General features: G+C 64.3%; 20 protein-coding genes. 7 read left to right on the forward strand and 13 right to left on the reverse strand.

Annotated elements, in window-relative coordinates; all coding sequences use genetic code 11:
- Window positions 1–71: 71 nt before the first annotated feature.
- The 4 genes from ABIB78_RS01285 to ABIB78_RS01300 all read right to left on the reverse strand — a co-directional run bounded on the left by ABIB78_RS01285 (window position 72) and on the right by ABIB78_RS01300 (window position 2,797).
- Entirely contained in the window at window positions 72–1,025 is a 954-nt protein-coding gene (locus ABIB78_RS01285; RefSeq protein ID WP_429020500.1) for a hypothetical protein, read from the reverse strand.
- A 214-nt stretch (window positions 1,026–1,239) separates the two neighbouring features.
- The gene (locus tag ABIB78_RS01290) at window positions 1,240–1,674 is read right to left on the reverse strand and encodes a nuclear transport factor 2 family protein (protein ID WP_429020501.1); all 435 of its coding nucleotides are present in this window, start codon (window positions 1,672–1,674) and stop codon (window positions 1,240–1,242) included.
- A gap of 287 nt (window positions 1,675–1,961) precedes the next feature.
- Window positions 1,962–2,222 (reverse strand): hypothetical protein, encoded by a 261-nt coding sequence (locus ABIB78_RS01295; protein ID WP_429020503.1) that lies wholly within the window; start codon window positions 2,220–2,222, stop codon window positions 1,962–1,964.
- A gap of 131 nt (window positions 2,223–2,353) precedes the next feature.
- Window positions 2,354–2,797 (reverse strand): nuclear transport factor 2 family protein, encoded by a 444-nt coding sequence (locus ABIB78_RS01300; RefSeq protein WP_429020504.1) that lies wholly within the window; start codon window positions 2,795–2,797, stop codon window positions 2,354–2,356.
- 348 nt (window positions 2,798–3,145) lie between these two features.
- On the opposite strand from ABIB78_RS01300, the gene ABIB78_RS01305 reads away from it, so the two are divergent.
- From ABIB78_RS01305 to ABIB78_RS01330, 6 genes are all read left to right on the forward strand, one after another.
- On the forward strand, window positions 3,146–3,520 hold the full coding sequence (locus tag ABIB78_RS01305; RefSeq protein ID WP_429020506.1) for a DUF1236 domain-containing protein: 375 nt from the start codon (window positions 3,146–3,148) through the stop codon (window positions 3,518–3,520).
- A 281-nt stretch (window positions 3,521–3,801) separates the two neighbouring features.
- A complete protein-coding gene (locus ABIB78_RS01310) occupies window positions 3,802–4,041 on the forward strand; it encodes a hypothetical protein (RefSeq protein ID WP_429020508.1) in 240 nt (79 codons plus the stop codon).
- 120 nt (window positions 4,042–4,161) lie between these two features.
- Window positions 4,162–4,353, forward strand: a complete 192-nt coding sequence (locus tag ABIB78_RS01315; protein ID WP_429020510.1) for a hypothetical protein — start codon at window positions 4,162–4,164, stop codon at window positions 4,351–4,353.
- Window positions 4,354–5,114: 761 nt separating this feature from the next.
- Window positions 5,115–5,501 carry a hypothetical protein gene (locus tag ABIB78_RS01320; RefSeq protein ID WP_429020512.1) on the forward strand — a complete coding sequence of 129 codons (387 nt, stop codon included), beginning with the start codon at window positions 5,115–5,117 and terminating at the stop codon, window positions 5,499–5,501.
- Between the two features lie 47 nt (window positions 5,502–5,548).
- Window positions 5,549–6,049 (forward strand): GNAT family N-acetyltransferase, encoded by a 501-nt coding sequence (locus ABIB78_RS01325; RefSeq protein WP_429020514.1) that lies wholly within the window; start codon window positions 5,549–5,551, stop codon window positions 6,047–6,049.
- 66 nt (window positions 6,050–6,115) lie between these two features.
- A complete protein-coding gene (locus tag ABIB78_RS01330; protein ID WP_429020516.1) occupies window positions 6,116–6,691 on the forward strand; it encodes a hypothetical protein in 576 nt (191 codons plus the stop codon).
- Here ABIB78_RS01330 and ABIB78_RS01335 read toward each other — a convergent pair.
- The 7 genes from ABIB78_RS01335 to ABIB78_RS01365 all read right to left on the reverse strand — a co-directional run bounded on the left by ABIB78_RS01335 (window position 6,629) and on the right by ABIB78_RS01365 (window position 13,768).
- Entirely contained in the window at window positions 6,629–6,817 is a 189-nt protein-coding gene (locus tag ABIB78_RS01335) for a DpnI domain-containing protein (RefSeq protein ID WP_429021501.1), read from the reverse strand. The two genes, ABIB78_RS01330 and ABIB78_RS01335, sit on opposite strands and share 63 nt — an antisense overlap.
- A gap of 71 nt (window positions 6,818–6,888) precedes the next feature.
- Complete coding sequence (locus tag ABIB78_RS01340) at window positions 6,889–7,815, reverse strand: HNH endonuclease (RefSeq protein ID WP_429020518.1); 927 nt, start codon at window positions 7,813–7,815, stop codon at window positions 6,889–6,891.
- 49 nt (window positions 7,816–7,864) lie between these two features.
- Window positions 7,865–10,792, reverse strand: coding sequence for an excinuclease ABC subunit UvrB (uvrB, locus tag ABIB78_RS01345; protein ID WP_429020520.1), 2,928 nt, complete (start codon window positions 10,790–10,792; stop codon window positions 7,865–7,867).
- Between the two features lie 112 nt (window positions 10,793–10,904).
- A complete protein-coding gene (locus tag ABIB78_RS01350) occupies window positions 10,905–11,111 on the reverse strand; it encodes a hypothetical protein (protein WP_429020522.1) in 207 nt (68 codons plus the stop codon).
- Complete coding sequence (locus ABIB78_RS01355; RefSeq protein ID WP_429020523.1) at window positions 11,108–11,332, reverse strand: hypothetical protein; 225 nt, start codon at window positions 11,330–11,332, stop codon at window positions 11,108–11,110. Before ABIB78_RS01355 ends, ABIB78_RS01350 begins: the two co-directional genes overlap by 4 nt.
- Window positions 11,333–11,652: 320 nt before the next feature.
- On the reverse strand, window positions 11,653–12,873 hold the full coding sequence (locus ABIB78_RS01360; RefSeq protein ID WP_429020525.1) for an NAD(P)-binding domain-containing protein: 1,221 nt from the start codon (window positions 12,871–12,873) through the stop codon (window positions 11,653–11,655).
- Window positions 12,866–13,768 (reverse strand): LysR substrate-binding domain-containing protein, encoded by a 903-nt coding sequence (locus ABIB78_RS01365; RefSeq protein ID WP_429020526.1) that lies wholly within the window; start codon window positions 13,766–13,768, stop codon window positions 12,866–12,868. Before ABIB78_RS01365 ends, ABIB78_RS01360 begins: the two co-directional genes overlap by 8 nt.
- Window positions 13,769–13,955: 187 nt before the next feature.
- Between ABIB78_RS01365 and ABIB78_RS01370 the strand changes: the two genes are divergently transcribed.
- A complete protein-coding gene (locus ABIB78_RS01370) occupies window positions 13,956–14,189 on the forward strand; it encodes a hypothetical protein (RefSeq protein WP_429020528.1) in 234 nt (77 codons plus the stop codon).
- A gap of 125 nt (window positions 14,190–14,314) precedes the next feature.
- Here ABIB78_RS01370 and ABIB78_RS01375 read toward each other — a convergent pair whose 3' ends face one another.
- Together ABIB78_RS01375 and ABIB78_RS01380 are read right to left on the reverse strand one after the other, a co-directional pair.
- A complete protein-coding gene (locus ABIB78_RS01375) occupies window positions 14,315–14,950 on the reverse strand; it encodes an SCO family protein (RefSeq protein ID WP_429020530.1) in 636 nt (211 codons plus the stop codon).
- A complete protein-coding gene (locus ABIB78_RS01380) occupies window positions 14,947–16,062 on the reverse strand; it encodes an MBL fold metallo-hydrolase (RefSeq protein ID WP_429020532.1) in 1,116 nt (371 codons plus the stop codon). The genes ABIB78_RS01375 and ABIB78_RS01380 overlap by 4 nt, the downstream gene beginning before the upstream one ends.
- Between the last annotated feature and the right edge of the window lie 146 nt (window positions 16,063–16,208).

Genomic DNA, 16,208 nt, shown 5'->3' on the forward strand with positions numbered 1-16,208 from the left:
CCGAATTTGACCGCATCTGGGCCAAGTTGGGGCAATGCCTGATCATTAGCGCGACAGGGCTAACAGATCGTTCACCATGAGCGCTTGTAGCCGGCGCCGATGCTCTTGTTGATGGTGCCCTGGGCGGTCTCGCCGACTGAGCCGGAGACCGTGACGCCGTCGAACAGCTTCTGCTCGGCGCCGATCCGGCGCAGCCATCTGTCGTCCGAGGTCGACAGCGTCTGGCCCGCCGTGATGCTGGTGCCGGTGTCGTTGACGGACAGCCGCGCCGACTGATCGGTATCGTAGCTTCGCGACGGGTGGCCGTCGATGCCGGGCACCGGGACCACGCCCTGCTGGATGAGGTTGTAGCCGCTCTGCAGCGTCAGCGAGTACTGCTCCGACAGCGGCACCGATTTGCTCAAGGAGGTGCCGACCTTGCTCTGTTCGGCACCCGGATCGACCCGCGCCTCTACCGAGGTCTTGTCCCAGATCGAAGCCACGCCGGGCGCCGAGATCGCGGCCCAGGCCGAGCCGCCGGATTGCGGCAGGCTGCCGCCATTGGCGAGCCGGTCCGACAATTGCTCCGACGTCGTCATCGTGCCCTGCCGGGCAACCGTCATGTCGGCGCCGATGCGGGTGTCGAGGAAGGGCGAGATCGACTGCTTGACCGATACCGCCGACGAGCCGTTGGCGTTGCGGTTGGTCGACCAGGACGGATCGTTGCCGGCGATGCTGCCGCGCTTGGCCGCGCTCTTCGGCGCCAGCGTGGGCAGGCTGGTGGAATCGGTGTCGAGCTGGCTCCAGTCGAGCTTGCTCTCGTCGATGTCCTTCAGGATGTCGGCGTCATTGGCATCGGCCGCCGGCGGCGCCGCGTCGGCCGCAGCCTCGGTGTCGTCCGCAGCGGTGTCCTTCGCGGTGTCTTGGGCGGCGGGAGCGATCTGCCATGGCGGGGATTGTGCCGCGGCCGAAAGCGCTACCGCCATGCTGAAGCCGGCCGCCAGCACCGGCAGCCTCGCCCAGCCAAATCGCAATGCGGAAGTCATTCCCAGCCCGCAAATTCCAGAGCCGCAGCATAGATTTGCCGTGGCGCAAAATTGTGGCAACGGCGCTGCGATAGCAAGTGATAGACGCGTGATCGTCATGTCCGGGGACGAACGCGACGCGCGTTCGCGCGCGCGGCCGTTCGGGGCTGGCAAAACAGGCCGCGCTGCCGGGGGACGACCCCCGACATGACGAAGGCGTGAAATCAGGAAGCCGTCAGACCGCGATGCGCGGCAGATGGATCGGGTAACCGACGGTCTGCTCGACCAGGTCGAAACTGTCGATCAGCGCGCGGAAGCTCGTGAGCTTGCCCGCCCTGAACTGCGCGAAATGCGCGATCCGGAGCGAAATCGGCTTGTTGGAGTCCAATGCCGTCAGCGAATAGCGCAGCATCGAAGCCGCGGAATCCGCGCCCAGCATGATGGACTCCCGGTCGAAGCGGTGAACCCGCAGGTTCTCACCGATCTGCCTGATCACCTCGAGCGCGGCGGCCTTGCCGCGCCGCGAGCCGAAGAAGGAAAACAGGTCGATCGGCCCGTAGATGGCCCATTCGACCTCGTCGTCGAGCATGAGCTCGACGTCTGCAAGCTGGCGTTCGTTGATCGCGCGATGCAATGCGCGCGAAAAACGCCAGAGGCTATGCTCTGTCATTTCGGTCTCGTCCTGAAACTGGATTTTCAAAGCAAACGAATGGCAGGGGTCAGCGCCGACGCCGTGCCAGGTTGCTGCACATCACTATTACCGTCTGAATAGTGCGGAACGGCAAAAACGCAAATGACTTTTTTGCAATGCACAATTGCGCGGTCTTTGCCGGAATGTGACCGCCGCCCGCAGAACCCGTTCCGATTGCATCGGAACGGGTTCGCGATCCCAGTTTTGACGCGTTTTCTTTACGCGAACGGCATCCACTTCGCTCGAAAGCGCCCGGCCACCGCAATTCAGCGGTCGCGCTGCCGCACCGGTTGTCGCTCGATCACGATCTCGGCGTCGCGGATCGCCACGACCGCGAACAGCAGTGCGCCGCCGATGCCACCGATCGCGGCGCCGAGCGGCATGAAGGTGAAGAATACCAGCGTTCCGCTGTCGATACCTGAGGTTCTGGCCATTCCGATCCAGGTGAGCCCGGCTCCGATGCCGAGGGCAGCGCCGCCAAGGGCGCCCAGTGCAAGGCCAAGCACAGCTAGCAATGCGACTTTCATGATGATTCCAGCCCCGACCGCAACAAGCCCAGTGATAGGTCAGCGCCGGGCCTTCGAGGTTCAACGCCGCCGTCGCGAATTTACGCGGGGCGCGGGGGAGCGCCCGGATGCGTTGCCCCCTTTCTCGAGGGCTACTCGGCGTTTTGCCCGGTCAGCGCCGCCGCGACGTCGCGCTCCAGGACCTGCTGGACGAGGTCGAACGTGTCGATGATCTCGCGGATCTCGGTGATCTGGCCGTCGCGCAGCGTGTAGAACACCGCGACGTCGAACTGCACCACACGGCGGTTGCCACGCTTGCGCAAGAACACGCGCAGCTGCGCCGCGACTTTGTCGCCTTGGGCCACCACGATCGGCGCCTCGTAGCGCATGTCGGAATAGCGCTCATGGATCGTGGTCCACATCTGGCGCAGCGCGGCCTTGCCGCGGTGCTGGCCCATATGCGGAAGAATGTCGATCGGGGCGTTGGCCAGAAACGCGACATCGTCGCTGCAGCGATCGAGCGCGCCCTCGATCCCGCCGGCATAATAGACGTCGAGGAAGGTCAAGACGCGCTGCCGGTTCAAATCCTCGTCCATGATCGACCCCGCCGGTTCCGTCCAACTCGCCCTTGACTTGCCTTGGCCCCACATTGTGGCCCGAAGCGTTGCACTATCAAACACATGTTTTGACGCACGAGACGCGATTAGGTTCGGCAACCGGAACGTGCATTGCGGCACAAAGTGCCCACCGCGCGCCTGACCGCCATTCCCGCGTGGCAGGAAACTGAAAGAAGAAACTGAAAGAAACTGAAACCGCTGCGCTGAACTGATCGCGTCTCGGAGACGTGAAGCGCGCGGGGCAGATGGCCGCGAATTAATGAAACCTTCCCGCGCGCGTCCCGGTTGCTCCTGCATGGGCGACGCATCCGCGATCAGGAGAACTCCATGAAAAACACCATACCGCTTGCGGTCGCCGCGCTGCTGGCCTTGTCCGGCGTGAGCGCCGCAGCCGCCAGGGAAATGTCCGGCCGCGCCGGCAACAGAATGTCCGGCGCTGGCGATACGCTACAGCTCACCGATGCGCAGCAGAAATCGATCTGGAACGATGTCAGCCGCCACGCCGCGAATCAGACCGCGCCGTCGGGCTTCGATGCGGCGGTTGGCGCCGCCGTGCCCTCAGCCGTGAGCACCTATCCGTTGCCGCGCCAGGCGCGCCGCGACGTGCCCGCGGTGCGGCCTTATCGCTATGCCATGATGCAGGACAAGCTGCTGATCGTGAATCCGTCGGATCACAAGATCGCCCAAATTGTCTCCAAATAGCCGATCACGGGCGCGCGCCGCGCGACGGTGAGCCGGCGCTGGCCGGTCGAGGCCTTGAGCTCCTCCGGGGCCGGCCGGCAAGATCGCGCCGGCTCGCTGTCGCGGCGCGCTTGACGCCAGTTGATCCGATGGCGCGGCCTCTGCATAGGGCGGCTTCTTGTTCTCGGAGCCCGGCGGCACAAATGCTTCGCCGGGCTCAGCGATCTCGTGCTGCGACGCCGGCCGGGAACCGGCGGGGTAGCCTCGCCGTTGATGCGGCTGAATTCCATTGGAGCCGCATCATGAAATCGATTGTTCTTGCGTCAGTCATTGCCGTCAGTGCACTTGCCGCCACCTCGCCCGCCGAGGCCAAGGGCTGCATCAAGGGCGCGGTCGTCGGCGGCGTCGCCGGTCATTATGCCGGCCATCACGGCGTGCTCGGCGCTGCCGCCGGATGCCTCTACGGCCGCCATCACGCCAAGGAGCAGGCACGCCAGCGCCAGCAGCAACAGGCGCAGCCGCCGCAGCAGGAGAAGCTGTAAGGCAAGATCAGTTGTCGGGTTACATCCGCGGAACGTAAGCTACGTTCCGGGAACGTGAGTCACGTTCCGGGAACGCCGCTCGCACGGGCGGCGTTGTCTCCTTGCGTAACGGAGACGATGATGACGAAACCAAAGACCAAGAACATCCAGCCCGTTCCCGACGACAACAAGAGCCATAAGGGCCCCGGCAGCGCCCCCGGCGTTCCCCTCGACACCACCAAGGGCCATCGCGACGACGAGAAGCACAACATCCGCGAGCAGGCCGCGCACGGCAACCTGACCCAGAACACCAGCAACAAGCGGTCGGGGTAGGGCGCGCGGCAGAGTCCGATTCACATGTCAAACAGCGTGTTCGGTGTCATCACCCGCGTATGCGGGTGATCCAGTATTCCAGAGACGTCCGTGCTTGAGCTGAGAGGCCGCGGCGTACTGGATCGCCCGCCGGAGCCTGTCATCGGGCGCGCATTCGCGCGACCCGGTGGCGGGCGACGACAGTGGTGACAGGGATACAGCTTCGCATTCTCGCGACATGATTTGTCCGAGTCTTGTCTTTCGTTTGCCCTCCGTCTGAGCAGAGGGCGCAGGGAAGACCGGGTGCCGATCGCACCCATGGGCCCCGTGCAAAGATAGAAAGCACGGGGGTAGGACCACAGGTGTAACCGGGAACAACCCGGCCTTCCCTGCGCGATGGCTTTACGGCTTACTTCGTGCTCTCCCCGGCGAGACTGGGCTTTTTTGTCACCGCCTCGCGAAGATGCTTCGCATCTCGCGGGAGACACCTACCACTAGGGCGTCAGGACCACACGACTTCACCGTCCGCTTCACGCGCATTCGTCGACTGCGCATTCCGCGTCCACCGCATCTCACGCCGCGTTCGTGACGATCGCGACCCGCCCCTCGTGTCGGGTGAGCCAGACGCATTGAACATCTGAGTTGGGTCCGACGTCAAGTTAAATTCTGAAAAGCCGAACGAATTACCCAGCGAATGGCGTGACCTGCATCACGCCACAGGCGAGGACGTGCGGCTAGCGTGTCGGCTCGATCACCCGATTGCCTGACAAGGGAACGCCGCCATGAACGCCATCGCTGCACCGAAATCATCCGCGCAGAACCGGCTCGAAGGCTTTGCGCTCACCGCCATCCTGCAGGGGATGCCGACCTTCGCCGCCGCCGTGCTGATGCTGAAGATGTTCGATGCCCCGGAAATCGTCGGCGAACGCTATGGCGCCGCGATCTTCGTCGTGCTCGCCTCGCTGGTCTATGCCGCGATCACACCATGGCTCGGCGCGAGATTTCCGCGGCGGTTCGCGCACGCCTACGCGCCGATGTTCTTCGACGCCAGCCTGTCGCTCTCCGAGAAGATCGCGCAATGGCGGAGCCAGCCGGGCGTCTCGCTGCAACTCGTGACCACGGTGATCATGATGTCGCTGCTGGCGGTCGCACTGGTGAGCGTGCGGTGACGCTTCCGCCCCTTGCGCCACTCCGCCGATCAGCCTTATCTGCCGGAATGCAGATCAGAGACGAACGCCCTCAGGACGCCGCTGCGATCAGCCGGATCACGACGGCCGCATTCGACAAAGCGCTGCACAGCAGCGGCACCGAAGCCCGCATCGTCGAGGCGCTGCGCCAGGCAGGCGCGCTGACGGTCTCGCTGGTGACGACATCGGATGACGGAGACATCGTCGGCCACGTCGCCTTCTCGCCGGTGCAAATCGATCGCACGCCCGGACGCTGGTACGGCCTCGGCCCGGTCTCGGTCACGCCCGACCTGCAACGCCAGGGCATCGGCGGCGCGCTGATCCGCGAGGGGCTTGCCCGCCTCGCGGCAATGAACGCCGACGGCTGCGTCCTGCTCGGCGATCCCGCCTATTACAGCCGCTTCGGCTTTGTCAGCGATCCTGCGCTGACCTATGGCGGCAAGCCGAGCCCGTATTTCCAGAGGCTCGTGTTTAAGGGTGGGTCGCAGAAGGGCGATGTTAGCTATCATAGCGCATTCGACGTCGAATGATCGATAGAGCGACGTTCGATGCGTCCGACCGAAGGCTCAGACCTCGTCAAGGGTAAGGGGACGCTAATGACCGATTTTATCGAAGCCCAGCCATCGCAAGCAGAGATGCGCCGCAATGCTGGTCATCAAGAAATACTTGGTGAAACGCTAGCGAAGTTTGAGTTTTTTATGAATGGCTGGCACCCCTACACGCGTTTCCTAGACGTCGACAAAATCGATCTAATCTTACGGCGCCGTACGAAAAGTGAGGTTCAGTACCGAGAACTGCAGGTCAAATTCGGTAAGCTCCATCCGATCACGGCCCAATGGGAGCGTCTGCTGTTTTCCGCAACGTCATGGCGCTTCTTTTCTGAGAGGGATTTAAGGAGCCTGACCGAGCGCGAAGGCTTGTACTTTTGCTATGTGCTTGCTTCGGATGACGGTTTCAAAGGCGACTTGTTTAATTTTCAGATCGATGATTTTGCAAGATTAGTGAGACAAGCACCGCGGGTTCGGAACGGAAAATATGCCGTGCGGATTTCCCGTTCTGTCGCAGACCCCTCGCGTTGGTACATGCGTCGAAAGGCCAAGTTCGATAAGTTATCCAATGACACGGTCATGGACGTGACCGGTTACTATCGGAACTTCAAATGCCTGGGTTGATGACATCCGCGCACTGCCGCAGTGCGGACAGTAGGTCCAAGCCTTGACCCAGGTCTCCGTCCAGGCGCGAGCGCTTTGCGAGCCGCTTGTGTAAGAGGCTTGCAATTCCTCGAAGCCGAGTCTCATTTGCCGTAAGCGGTGATCTGGAAGGCCGTCAACATCAAGCGGCGACGTGGCGAAAACCGGCAATGCGGCCGTTAGCCCAAATAGCGATCCTTATTATGCCAACGAAGCAAATCCACATCGGGCCAGTCTGCCTTGCTTTTGGGCGGACGGACTGAGCGACCGTGCAAGCGAAGATATTCCTCTCCGTTGTTGAAAACTTCTTTCACTTTCTTGCTTACCGAGAAGGTCAGATCGTCCTTAATTGTTACGTATCCAGCGTCGAAAACCGAATGTATATCTTTCCGCAAAAGGATGCCGTTTGATTTTGCGTGATGACCACCCTCTGAGTAAGGCTTGATGTGCGCAGCATCCAAGGCAGGGAGCACTTTGCCGCCAGTTATTGCGCATTGTCTGTCGTATGCCTCGGTCACTGCAACGCGAAAGGCGCCCTGTCCCAGACGCGGAGTAATGAGAGTTGGGGGACCAAAGCGCTCTTGTTGGTGAGACGTGAAGCCAGCAATGTTGGTCACGGAGCTTAATCTCGCCGCGTCCAAAAGACGCTCCCACAGACGCAAGCCGTCGGCGCTTTCCGCCGAATAGCGCTTTCCTCGTTGAATACTGGATGACCACGACTCTGGAAGGTCGAGCCAAAGATGTTCAGGCAGAAAGACTGGTTCGACCAGCACAGTGGAGCCAATATCCGTCGATGGAACGACGACTACATTGGTCCGCAGTCGAGCGATAGCGCTGCGTAAGCTTTCCAAGGAGGAAACGCCGTTTGCTCGGCCAAACGTCTCCCAAGCCATCTGGATCGGAAGGGAAGAGTGGTTACTGAAGACTCCGAAGCCACCAATCTTGTTGCGCGGGCTCTTCAAACGAAAAACGAGAAGCTCGCCGGGCTGTAGGGCTCTGAAACTTGTCTCTCCGGGCCACCAAAAGTTGACTTCAGCCAAGTGGCCTTCCGCCGTGAGGAAGTCGAACCAGGAATTGTCCGTATTGGCGATGAAAAGGTTGATCATGGAGGCCCCCCTGTAGACTAGCCGGAAGGGGCCGCGCTTTGCCAGAGCTCTACCGCTTCTTCCACCCGCCCCGCTTGCCCGGCGCACCACCGCTGCTCCGCGGCGCCGGGCCAAACTCCGGCCCTGACTGGCGCGAGTCGTTCGGCTGGATGATGCGGCTGGTGGTGCCGAACGGCTTTGCCGGCAGCGTGCTGCCTGCGCGGAAGGGCAGCGATTCCGGGCCGTGCATCTCGTCGAGATCGGGCTTGTGCACCCGTGAGCCGGCCTTGCCGCCGCGGCTCGCCTTGAGCGAGGTCTGCGCGGACTTGTTCTTCAGCGCGGCCACCGGCAGGTTCGCGGCGTCGCCGTATTTCCTGGTGCCGGCATAGGCGCCGGCCTGCTTCTGCACGTTGCGCTGCTTGGCGGTGGGGTCGTCGACCACGGCCATCTCGGTGGCGCGCAGCCGCTTGACCTCGTCGCGCAGCCGGGCGGCTTCCTCGAAGTTCAGATCGGCGGCGGCCTCGCGCATCCGTGTTTCGAGGTCGCCCAGCACAGCCTCGAAATTATGCCCGATCGAGATCACGTCGTCGGCCATGCCGCCGTCGCCGATCTCGACCAGTACGTGGTCGCGCTCGTAGACCGAGTTGAGGATGTCGCCGATCGACTTCTTCACGCTCTCCGGCGTGATGCCGTGGGCCTCGTTGTACTCGACCTGCTTCTCGCGGCGGCGGTTGGTCTCGGCGATGGCGCGCTCCATCGAGCCGGTCATGCTGTCGGCATAGAGGATCACCTTGCCGTCGACATTGCGCGCGGCGCGGCCGATGGTCTGGATCAGCGAGGTCTCGCTGCGCAGAAAACCTTCCTTGTCGGCGTCGAGGATCGCGACCAGCGCGCATTCGGGAATGTCGAGGCCCTCGCGCAGCAGGTTGATGCCGACCAGCGCATCGAACGCGCCGAGCCTGAGATCCCGGATGATCTCGATGCGCTCGATGGTGTCGATATCGCTGTGCATGTAGCGGACGCGGATGCCCTGCTCATGCAGATATTCGGTGAGGTCCTCCGCCATGCGTTTTGTGAGAACCGTGATCAGCGAACGATAGCCGGCCTGCGCTGTGGCGCGGACTTCGCCGACGAGGTCGTCGACCTGGGTGCGGGCCGGGCGAATGTTGACGGGAGGATCAATCAGTCCGGTCGGGCGGATCACCTGCTCGACGAACACGCCGCCGCTTTCGTTCAGCTCCCAGCCGCTCGGCGTCGCCGACACCGCCACGGTCTGCGGCCGCATCATGTCCCATTCCTCGAAGCGGAGCGGGCGGTTGTCCATGCAGGAGGGCAGGCGGAAGCCGTATTCGGCCAAGGTCGCCTTGCGGCGGAAGTCGCCGCGGAACATGCCGCCGATCTGCGGCACGGTGACGTGGCTTTCGTCGGCGAACACCAGCGCGTTGTCGGGCACGTATTCGAACAGCGTCGGTGGCGGCTCGCCGGGGCGGCGGCCGGTGAGATAGCGCGAATAGTTCTCGATGCCGGCGCAGCTTCCGGTCGCTTCCATCATCTCGAGGTCGAAGGTGGTGCGCTGCTCCAGCCGCTGCGCTTCCAGCAGGCGGCCCTGGTCGTTGAGCTGGTCGAGCCGCATCTTCAGCTCGCTCTTGATCGACTTGATCGCCTGCACCAGCGTCGGGCGCGGCGTCACATAGTGCGAGTTGGCGTAGATCTTGATGAATTCGAGCTCGTCCTGCTTGTGGCCGGTGAGCGGATCGAACTCCTCGATATTCTCCACGGTGTCGCCGAACAGGTTCACGCGCCAGGCGCGGTCCTCATAGTGCGCCGGGAAGATGTCGATGACGTCGCCGCGGACGCGGAAAGTGCCGCGGGTGAACTCGGCCTGGGTCCGCTTGTATTGCAGCGCGACGAGGTCGGCGATCAATTGCCGCTGGTCGATGCGCTCGCCCTTCTTCAGCGCGAAGGTCATCGCGGTATAGGTCTCGACCGAGCCGATACCATAGATGCAGGACACGGAAGCGACGATGATGACGTCGTCGCGCTCGAGCAGCGCGCGCGTCGCCGAGTGACGCATGCGGTCGATCTGCTCGTTGATCGAGGAGTCCTTCTCGATGTAGGTGTCGGTGCGCGGAACGTAGGCTTCCGGCTGGTAGTAGTCGTAATAGCTGACGAAGTACTCGACCGCGTTGTCGGGGAAGAAGCTCTTGAACTCGCCATAGAGCTGCGCGGCCAGCGTCTTGTTCGGCGCCAGGATCAGCGCCGGGCGCTGAGTCGCCTCGATCACCTGCGCCATGGTGTAGGTCTTGCCCGAGCCGGTGACACCGAGCAGCACCTGGGTGCGGTCGTTGCGCTGGATGCCTTCGACCAGCTCGGCAATCGCGGTCGGCTGGTCGCCCCTGGGCTCGTAGGACGACTTGAGCTCGAAGCGTACGCCGCCTTCGGATTTCTCCGGACGCGGCGGCCGGTGCGGGGTCCATACCCGTGTCGAGCCGTCATCCTTGCGGAATTCCGGGCGGCCGTCGCGGATCAGGTTTTCCAGCGCATCGGCCGTTGCCTTGACGCCGAGCGCCTCCATCTTGCTGCGCGGCGGTCGCGCCAGCGCTTCGTCGTCGTCCTCGGCGGTCGGCAGGCCGAGTTGCCGCGCCAGTTCCGGATCGAGGGTCGGAATGGTGGCCGAGGTGCCGTAATTGGCCTGCGGGGCCTCACCGAGGCCCGAGGTATCGCGCCTCGCGACATCCTCGCTGGTCTCGCGTGTCGATGCCCGCGCGCGATGCGCGGCGGCCTCGCCGCCGGCGCGGCGGTCCCAGGAATTGTCCGGCGGCGGCTGCAAGCCGGTGCCCGAACCCATGCCGGCATCGCCGCGATTGATCGCGGGATTGAGCAGCTCGGCGAGCGCCGGTCCGATCGGCTGGACCTCGGGCCGCGACGCCTTAGAACTTGCCGCTTTGGATTTGGGGGATTTGCCGGGCTTTTTCGGAGTGTTCGGTGTCTTCGCCATGCCGGGAATATGGGACGAGTCCGGCAGCGAGAAAAGGGCAATCGACGGCTGGATTGGGGCACAGGCGAGGCTGCTGACAGCAGGGTGTCAGCAGGTGGCGCCTTCGCGAGCGTCAGGCCCGCGGCAGGTCGACGATGTCGAGATGGATCCCGCCGCAGCCGTCGCAGCGCATGGTCCAGTATTCGGCGGCGCGGCCGGGAATGACGCGCAGCAGCGAGAGCTGGGCGGTGCATTCCGGGCAGCTGGTGCGGACCTCTGCCGGCCAGACCGGATCCGGCTCGCATTGCGGAACGGCGGCGATCACGACATTGCCGGTCACGCCGACGGCATTGTCATGCCATATCGTTGTGGGAGCCGGTCGATGGTTCTCTTCGCGTCGTCGATCGCCGCATCCGGATCGGACCACGCAAAGCCGATGTCGAGCATCGGAAACGGCATGCCATCGATGACGACCGGCCTTTGATCGACCCGTTGAATCCTGGCGTGCCATTGCCCCTTCCCCACTTCAAACGACTTGATCTCAAAACCGCTGTAAATCATGTGCGACCTCGGGATGCCCTTCTCGAGGGAAGCATGGGCGCGCGGCGCCCAATGTGAACCAGATCACAAGCCGCGGGGTTTATTTCCGACGGGCGAAGGAACCGGGGGGATAAGGCGACTTTGCTCCGAATCGAGCAGCGAACTCCGCTTCACCTCGCCCCGCGTGCGGGGAGAGGTCGGAACGCATCGTTAGATGCGTTCCGGGTGAGGGGGAGTCTCCGCAAATCAGCTATCGCCGAATATGCGGAGGGCGGCCCCTCACCCCAACCCTCTCCCCCGTAAGAACGGGGCGAGGGAGCGCACCGCCGATGTCATTTGCTCTAGCGGCGGGCCGCGATGTGATCGGCGAGCATGGCGGCGTCGTCGCCGACGCCTGACAGGAACGAAGATTTCATCTTCGACAGCCATTGCAGGCCGAGAAAATACAGGCCCGGGATGTCGGAGACGCCATGACGGTGTCTCGGTGCGCCATTGGCGTCCAGCACCGGTATGTCGATCCAGTCCAGATCGAGGTCATAGCCGGTGGCCCAGATCACGCTGCTGATCCGTTCGGCGCCCAGGTCGATCGTGCGCAGCGGCACAGCGAGGCAGGGCGGATCGGGCAGGCGGACGCGCGCCAAGGGATCGTCGGGATGATCGAGGCCGCGTGCCGCGACGAAATCGTCGACGATCCCGAGAAATGTCGCGTAGTAGGCGTCGCCATCGGCGATGTTGGTGGCGAGATCGGGCGCGATCTCGAGCACGCCGTCGCGCGCCGCAGTCACGCGGCCGAGCAGCGTCACGCCATCCGCGGCGAAGCGGCGAAAATCGATAGTGTGGCCGCCATGGGCGCCCGAAATCACCGGCAGCAGGCGCGACGGGCCGCGCTGCTCGACCGGCGTCCGGTCGACGCCCATCTCGGCCAGCCACCAGATCAGGTCGCGCCCGCGATAGCGGCGAGGCAGGCGGTTGTGACGCCCGACCGAAAGGAAGATGCGGCGGCCGGCGCGCACCAGCTCGTCGGTGATCTGCGCGCCCGAGGCGCCGGCGCCGATCACCAGCACCGCGCCATCGGGCAATTGCGCGGGATTTTTGTAACCGCTGGCGTGAACCTGAAACAGGCCGGGATGCTCGTGCAACAACTGCGGCCGCAGCGGCCGCTGATAGGGGCCGGTGGCGACGACGACGTTCCGGGCGCCGATGCTGCCGCCGGCAAGCTCGGCAAGGAGTCCGCCGGCGTCGCGGCGCAGTTTCGTGACCTCGACGCCGCAGCGGATCGGCGGCGCGACGAACGCGGCGTAGTCCTCGATGAAGGCGATGATGGCAGCGGTGTTCGAAAAGTCGTCGGGGTCGCTGTGCGGAAACGCAAACTCCGGCAGCCGCACCGACCAGTTCGGAAACTGGAACATCAGGCCGTCCCAGCGCTCGCTGCGCCAGCGCTCGGCGATCCGCCGCCGCTCCAGCACCAGATGGATGATGCCGCGCTGCTTCAGCCGGTGGCTCATGGTGAGTCCGGCCTGGCCGCCGCCGATCACCAGCGTGTCGATCATCTCGTCAGGCATTGCGCGTTCCCTTGCGCCGAGCGGCCGGTTCCGCCGCCGCGCGGATGATCCAGCGCCGGAACGCCGCGAAATCGCGCTGCTCGGCGTGGAAGCCGCGATAGACCAGATACCAGCGCATCCCTTTCGGCACGCTGAGTGCAAACGGCGCCACCAGCCGGCCGGCGGCAAGATCGTCATCGACATAGGGCCGGATCCCCATCGCGATCCCGAGCCCGTCGACCGCGGCCTGCAGCGCCTGGCCGTAGAACTGGAATTCCGGCCCGCGCGCGGTCAGGCGCGGCACCCCCGCGGCCTTCAGCCAGGATGGCCAGTCGTCCGGCGAATGCGCGACGCGGATCAGGCTCGGCCCCTTGAGGTCGGCGGGGCGCTTCCAGGCGTTGGCGAGCCGCGCCGTGCACACCGGCATCAGGTCGGCGGCGAACAGCGGCTCGGCGACCAGGCCCGGCCACTGGCCGTCGCCGAGCTGGATGCCGCAGCTCCAGTCGTCGGCGAACGGCACCGCCATGCCGCCGGTCGTGATCCGCACCTCGATGTCGGGCTCCGCTTTGCGGAACTCGGCGAGGTGCGGGATCATCCATTTCATCGCAAAAGTCGGGCCGACGCCGACGGTCAGCACCCGCGCGCTCGCGGAGGCCGTGACCTGCGCGGTGAGGCTTGCCAGCGCGTCGAAGATCGGGGTCAGCCCGCCTTGATAGGCGCGGCCGGCCGGTGTGGTGACGAGGCGGTTTGCCTTGCGCTCGAACAGCGCGACGCCGAGCCGCTCTTCCAGAAGATGCACCATCCGGCTGATCGCGGCGGCCGAGACGTTGAGCTCGTGGCCCGCGGCCGCGAAGCTGCCGGTCCGCGCCGCGGCCTCGAACGCCTTGATGCCGTTGAGGAAGAGCAGCCGCCGCATGAACCCTCAGGAAAACTGATGCAAGGGCAAGATAACTCGGTTTGCGGGCGCAGGCCAAGCGCGGCAGAAATATCACCATTCGTCATGGCCGGGCTTGGCCCGGCCATCCACGTCTTTCTTGATGCTGAGCCAAGACGTGGATGCCCGGGACAAGCCCGGGCATGACGATGCTCAGGGGGAATATCCGATGACTGAGACCACGGACGCCCTGGTGCTCGATCTCGTGGAATGGGTTGCGCGCGAGCCGCGGGCCTATGCCGAGGTGCTCGAGGTCTGGCGCACCTCATGCCCGCGGCTGACGATCTGGGAGGATGCCGTCGATCGCGGCTATGTCGCGCGCCGCCCCTCGGTCGAGGGCATGCGGGTGATGGTGACGGAAAGCGGCGAGACCTTTTTGCGCGCGCATGGGCGGATGCTTTGAGGTTGGTTTGCACTGGCGCCTATCCGCGAACTCGCTTCACCTCTCTCCACGATGTGACTCGTGGAGAGAGCCCCACCCCGACCCTCCCCCGCAAGCAGGAGAGGGAGGGCAGTCCCGTTGCGGCACTAGCGCGCCGGTGCGGCGAGCCTTGGCCGGATGATCTCGACCATCCGGTCGGCCGACGTGCCCGGCGGGAAGAAGCCGAGATAATTGCCGTCGCGGTCCATCAAATAGATGTAGGCGGTGTGATCGACGGTGTAGTCGCCGGCGTCCTGCAGCGGCACCCTGGCGTAATAGACCTTGTAGGCATCGGCGACCTTGCGGATCGCATCACCGCTGCCGGTGAGCCCGATCAGGCGCGGGTGGAACAGCGTCACGTATTCGGCGAGATGGCTTGTGGTGTCGCGCTCGGGATCGACCGTGATGAAGATCGGTTGCACCTGGTCGCCGTCGCGGCCGAGCTTGTCGAGCGTCTGCCCGATCGCCTGCAGATCGGTCGGGCAGACGTCGGGGCAGTAGGTGAAGCCGAAATAGACCAGCATCAGCCTGCCGCGGAACTCCTTGTCGGTGCGCTCATGGCCGGCCTGATCGGTCAGCGTGAACGGGCCGCCGACCGGCTCCCTGTTCCACATCAGGATGTCCATGATCTCGGCGGCCGAGCGCGCCGATTGCGCCGGCGCATCGCCGGCCAGCACGGGCGCCAGCGTCAGCCAGAGGCCGGCGCCGGCGCATGCGATGCCGCGGACGATCGGCGCGATCATATGCCGAAGGAGAGGCGGCTGCCGGTGGTCGTGACCAGCACCTTGTCGCCCATCTGCGCGGTCGCCTCCTGCACGAAGTTGAGCCCGGAGCAATGCATCGGGATCAGCACGTCGGGGTCGAGCTTCTTGATCTCGGCGACAACCTCGGTGAGGTAATCCTTCGGCGCCGGTCCGAGGTGGAAGCCGCCGACGATCGCGTGCACCTTCTGGATGCCCGAGACCTCCTGCGCCTGCTTCACCGAATTGACGATGCCGACATGGCCGCAGGAGGAGATCACGACCAGGCCAAAATCCTTCACGTTGAAGCAGGTCGCATGCTCGTGGATATGCTCGTCGGGCACGATCTTGCCGTCCAGCTCGGCCGGCAGATAGTGGCTGGTGTTGCAGCCGAGCCCGTCCTTGATGCCGAACTCGACCCAGGTCTGCGGCAGCACGCGCTCGATGCTGCGGCGGGTGATCTTGCCGGTCGTGAAGGCGTGGCCCGCGATTACGGTCGGCGTCTCGCAGAGCACGGTGGTGACACGCTGGGCGGCAAGCTGGCGCCGATCGAGCGTTCCGAAATCGGTGAACTGGCCCTTGGTCGGCGTCGCGTTGACGCGATGGCAGAAATTGTCCTCGCCGCCGGCATAGAGCTTGACGTCGGCCGGCAGCTTGTCGCGGAATTTGTCGAGGAAGCCGTTGAGGCCGCCGAAATGGTCGTAATGTCCGTGGCTCACGATCAGCGCGTCGAGCTTCGCCGGATCGACGCCGACCAGCTCCATGTTATTGATCAGCACCTCGGGCGTGTAGCCGTAATCCAGCATCAAGGTGCGCTGGCTGCCTGCGGCCTCCGATTCCAGCCACAGCGACAGGCCCCATTCATTGTGCAGCGATTTGCGGAAGTCAGGTCCGCGTGCGGCTGGCGCGATCGAGACGCCGTGCGCCTGCTTCGGCCGCAGGAACAGGTCGAAGCTGGAATCGACCAGGACGCGGATTGACAGCTTGTCGACGGTCGGCACCTCGATCGGCGCCGCGCTCGCGATCTCGACGCAGGAGAATACGCCCGCGGCGGCGGCGCCGGCGATCACCGCCGAACCTTTCAGGAAATCACGTCGTGCCAAATCCCGTATCATCATAATCCCCCTTGTTCTGAAAATTCTTCAATACAAACCACGCGGAGCCTAGGAGCAATCGGGGCGTGGCTCAATCGGGCGCTTGCGTCGTTTGCAGATCACATTCGCGCGCGGTGCAATGCGCGCGCCATTGACTTGGTGCGGTT

Origin of the sequence: Bradyrhizobium sp. I1.14.4 (assembly GCF_050435825.1) — a bacterium.
Taxonomy (GTDB): domain Bacteria; phylum Pseudomonadota; class Alphaproteobacteria; order Rhizobiales; family Xanthobacteraceae; genus Bradyrhizobium.

Excerpts from the sequence above, each read along its gene's own strand:
- ABIB78_RS01285 (WP_429020500.1), bottom strand. The coding sequence starts at position 1,025 with ATGACTTCCGCATTGCGATTTGGCTGGGCGAGGCTGCCGGTGCTGGCG.
- ABIB78_RS01290 (WP_429020501.1), bottom strand. The coding sequence starts at position 1,674 with ATGACAGAGCATAGCCTCTGGCGTTTTTCGCGCGCATTGCATCGCGCG.
- ABIB78_RS01295 (WP_429020503.1), bottom strand. The coding sequence starts at position 2,222 with ATGAAAGTCGCATTGCTAGCTGTGCTTGGCCTTGCACTGGGCGCCCTT.
- ABIB78_RS01300 (WP_429020504.1), bottom strand. The coding sequence starts at position 2,797 with ATGGACGAGGATTTGAACCGGCAGCGCGTCTTGACCTTCCTCGACGTC.
- ABIB78_RS01305 (WP_429020506.1), top strand. The coding sequence starts at position 3,146 with ATGAAAAACACCATACCGCTTGCGGTCGCCGCGCTGCTGGCCTTGTCC.
- ABIB78_RS01310 (WP_429020508.1), top strand. The coding sequence starts at position 3,802 with ATGAAATCGATTGTTCTTGCGTCAGTCATTGCCGTCAGTGCACTTGCC.
- ABIB78_RS01315 (WP_429020510.1), top strand. The coding sequence starts at position 4,162 with ATGACGAAACCAAAGACCAAGAACATCCAGCCCGTTCCCGACGACAAC.
- ABIB78_RS01320 (WP_429020512.1), top strand. The coding sequence starts at position 5,115 with ATGAACGCCATCGCTGCACCGAAATCATCCGCGCAGAACCGGCTCGAA.
- ABIB78_RS01325 (WP_429020514.1), top strand. The coding sequence starts at position 5,549 with ATGCAGATCAGAGACGAACGCCCTCAGGACGCCGCTGCGATCAGCCGG.
- ABIB78_RS01330 (WP_429020516.1), top strand. The coding sequence starts at position 6,116 with ATGACCGATTTTATCGAAGCCCAGCCATCGCAAGCAGAGATGCGCCGC.
- ABIB78_RS01335 (WP_429021501.1), bottom strand. The coding sequence starts at position 6,817 with ATGAGACTCGGCTTCGAGGAATTGCAAGCCTCTTACACAAGCGGCTCG.
- ABIB78_RS01340 (WP_429020518.1), bottom strand. The coding sequence starts at position 7,815 with ATGATCAACCTTTTCATCGCCAATACGGACAATTCCTGGTTCGACTTC.
- uvrB (WP_429020520.1), bottom strand. The coding sequence starts at position 10,792 with ATGGCGAAGACACCGAACACTCCGAAAAAGCCCGGCAAATCCCCCAAA.
- ABIB78_RS01355 (WP_429020523.1), bottom strand. The coding sequence starts at position 11,332 with ATGATTTACAGCGGTTTTGAGATCAAGTCGTTTGAAGTGGGGAAGGGG.
- ABIB78_RS01360 (WP_429020525.1), bottom strand. The coding sequence starts at position 12,873 with ATGCCTGACGAGATGATCGACACGCTGGTGATCGGCGGCGGCCAGGCC.
- ABIB78_RS01365 (WP_429020526.1), bottom strand. The coding sequence starts at position 13,768 with ATGCGGCGGCTGCTCTTCCTCAACGGCATCAAGGCGTTCGAGGCCGCG.
- ABIB78_RS01370 (WP_429020528.1), top strand. The coding sequence starts at position 13,956 with ATGACTGAGACCACGGACGCCCTGGTGCTCGATCTCGTGGAATGGGTT.
- ABIB78_RS01375 (WP_429020530.1), bottom strand. The coding sequence starts at position 14,950 with ATGATCGCGCCGATCGTCCGCGGCATCGCATGCGCCGGCGCCGGCCTC.
- ABIB78_RS01380 (WP_429020532.1), bottom strand. The coding sequence starts at position 16,062 with ATGATACGGGATTTGGCACGACGTGATTTCCTGAAAGGTTCGGCGGTG.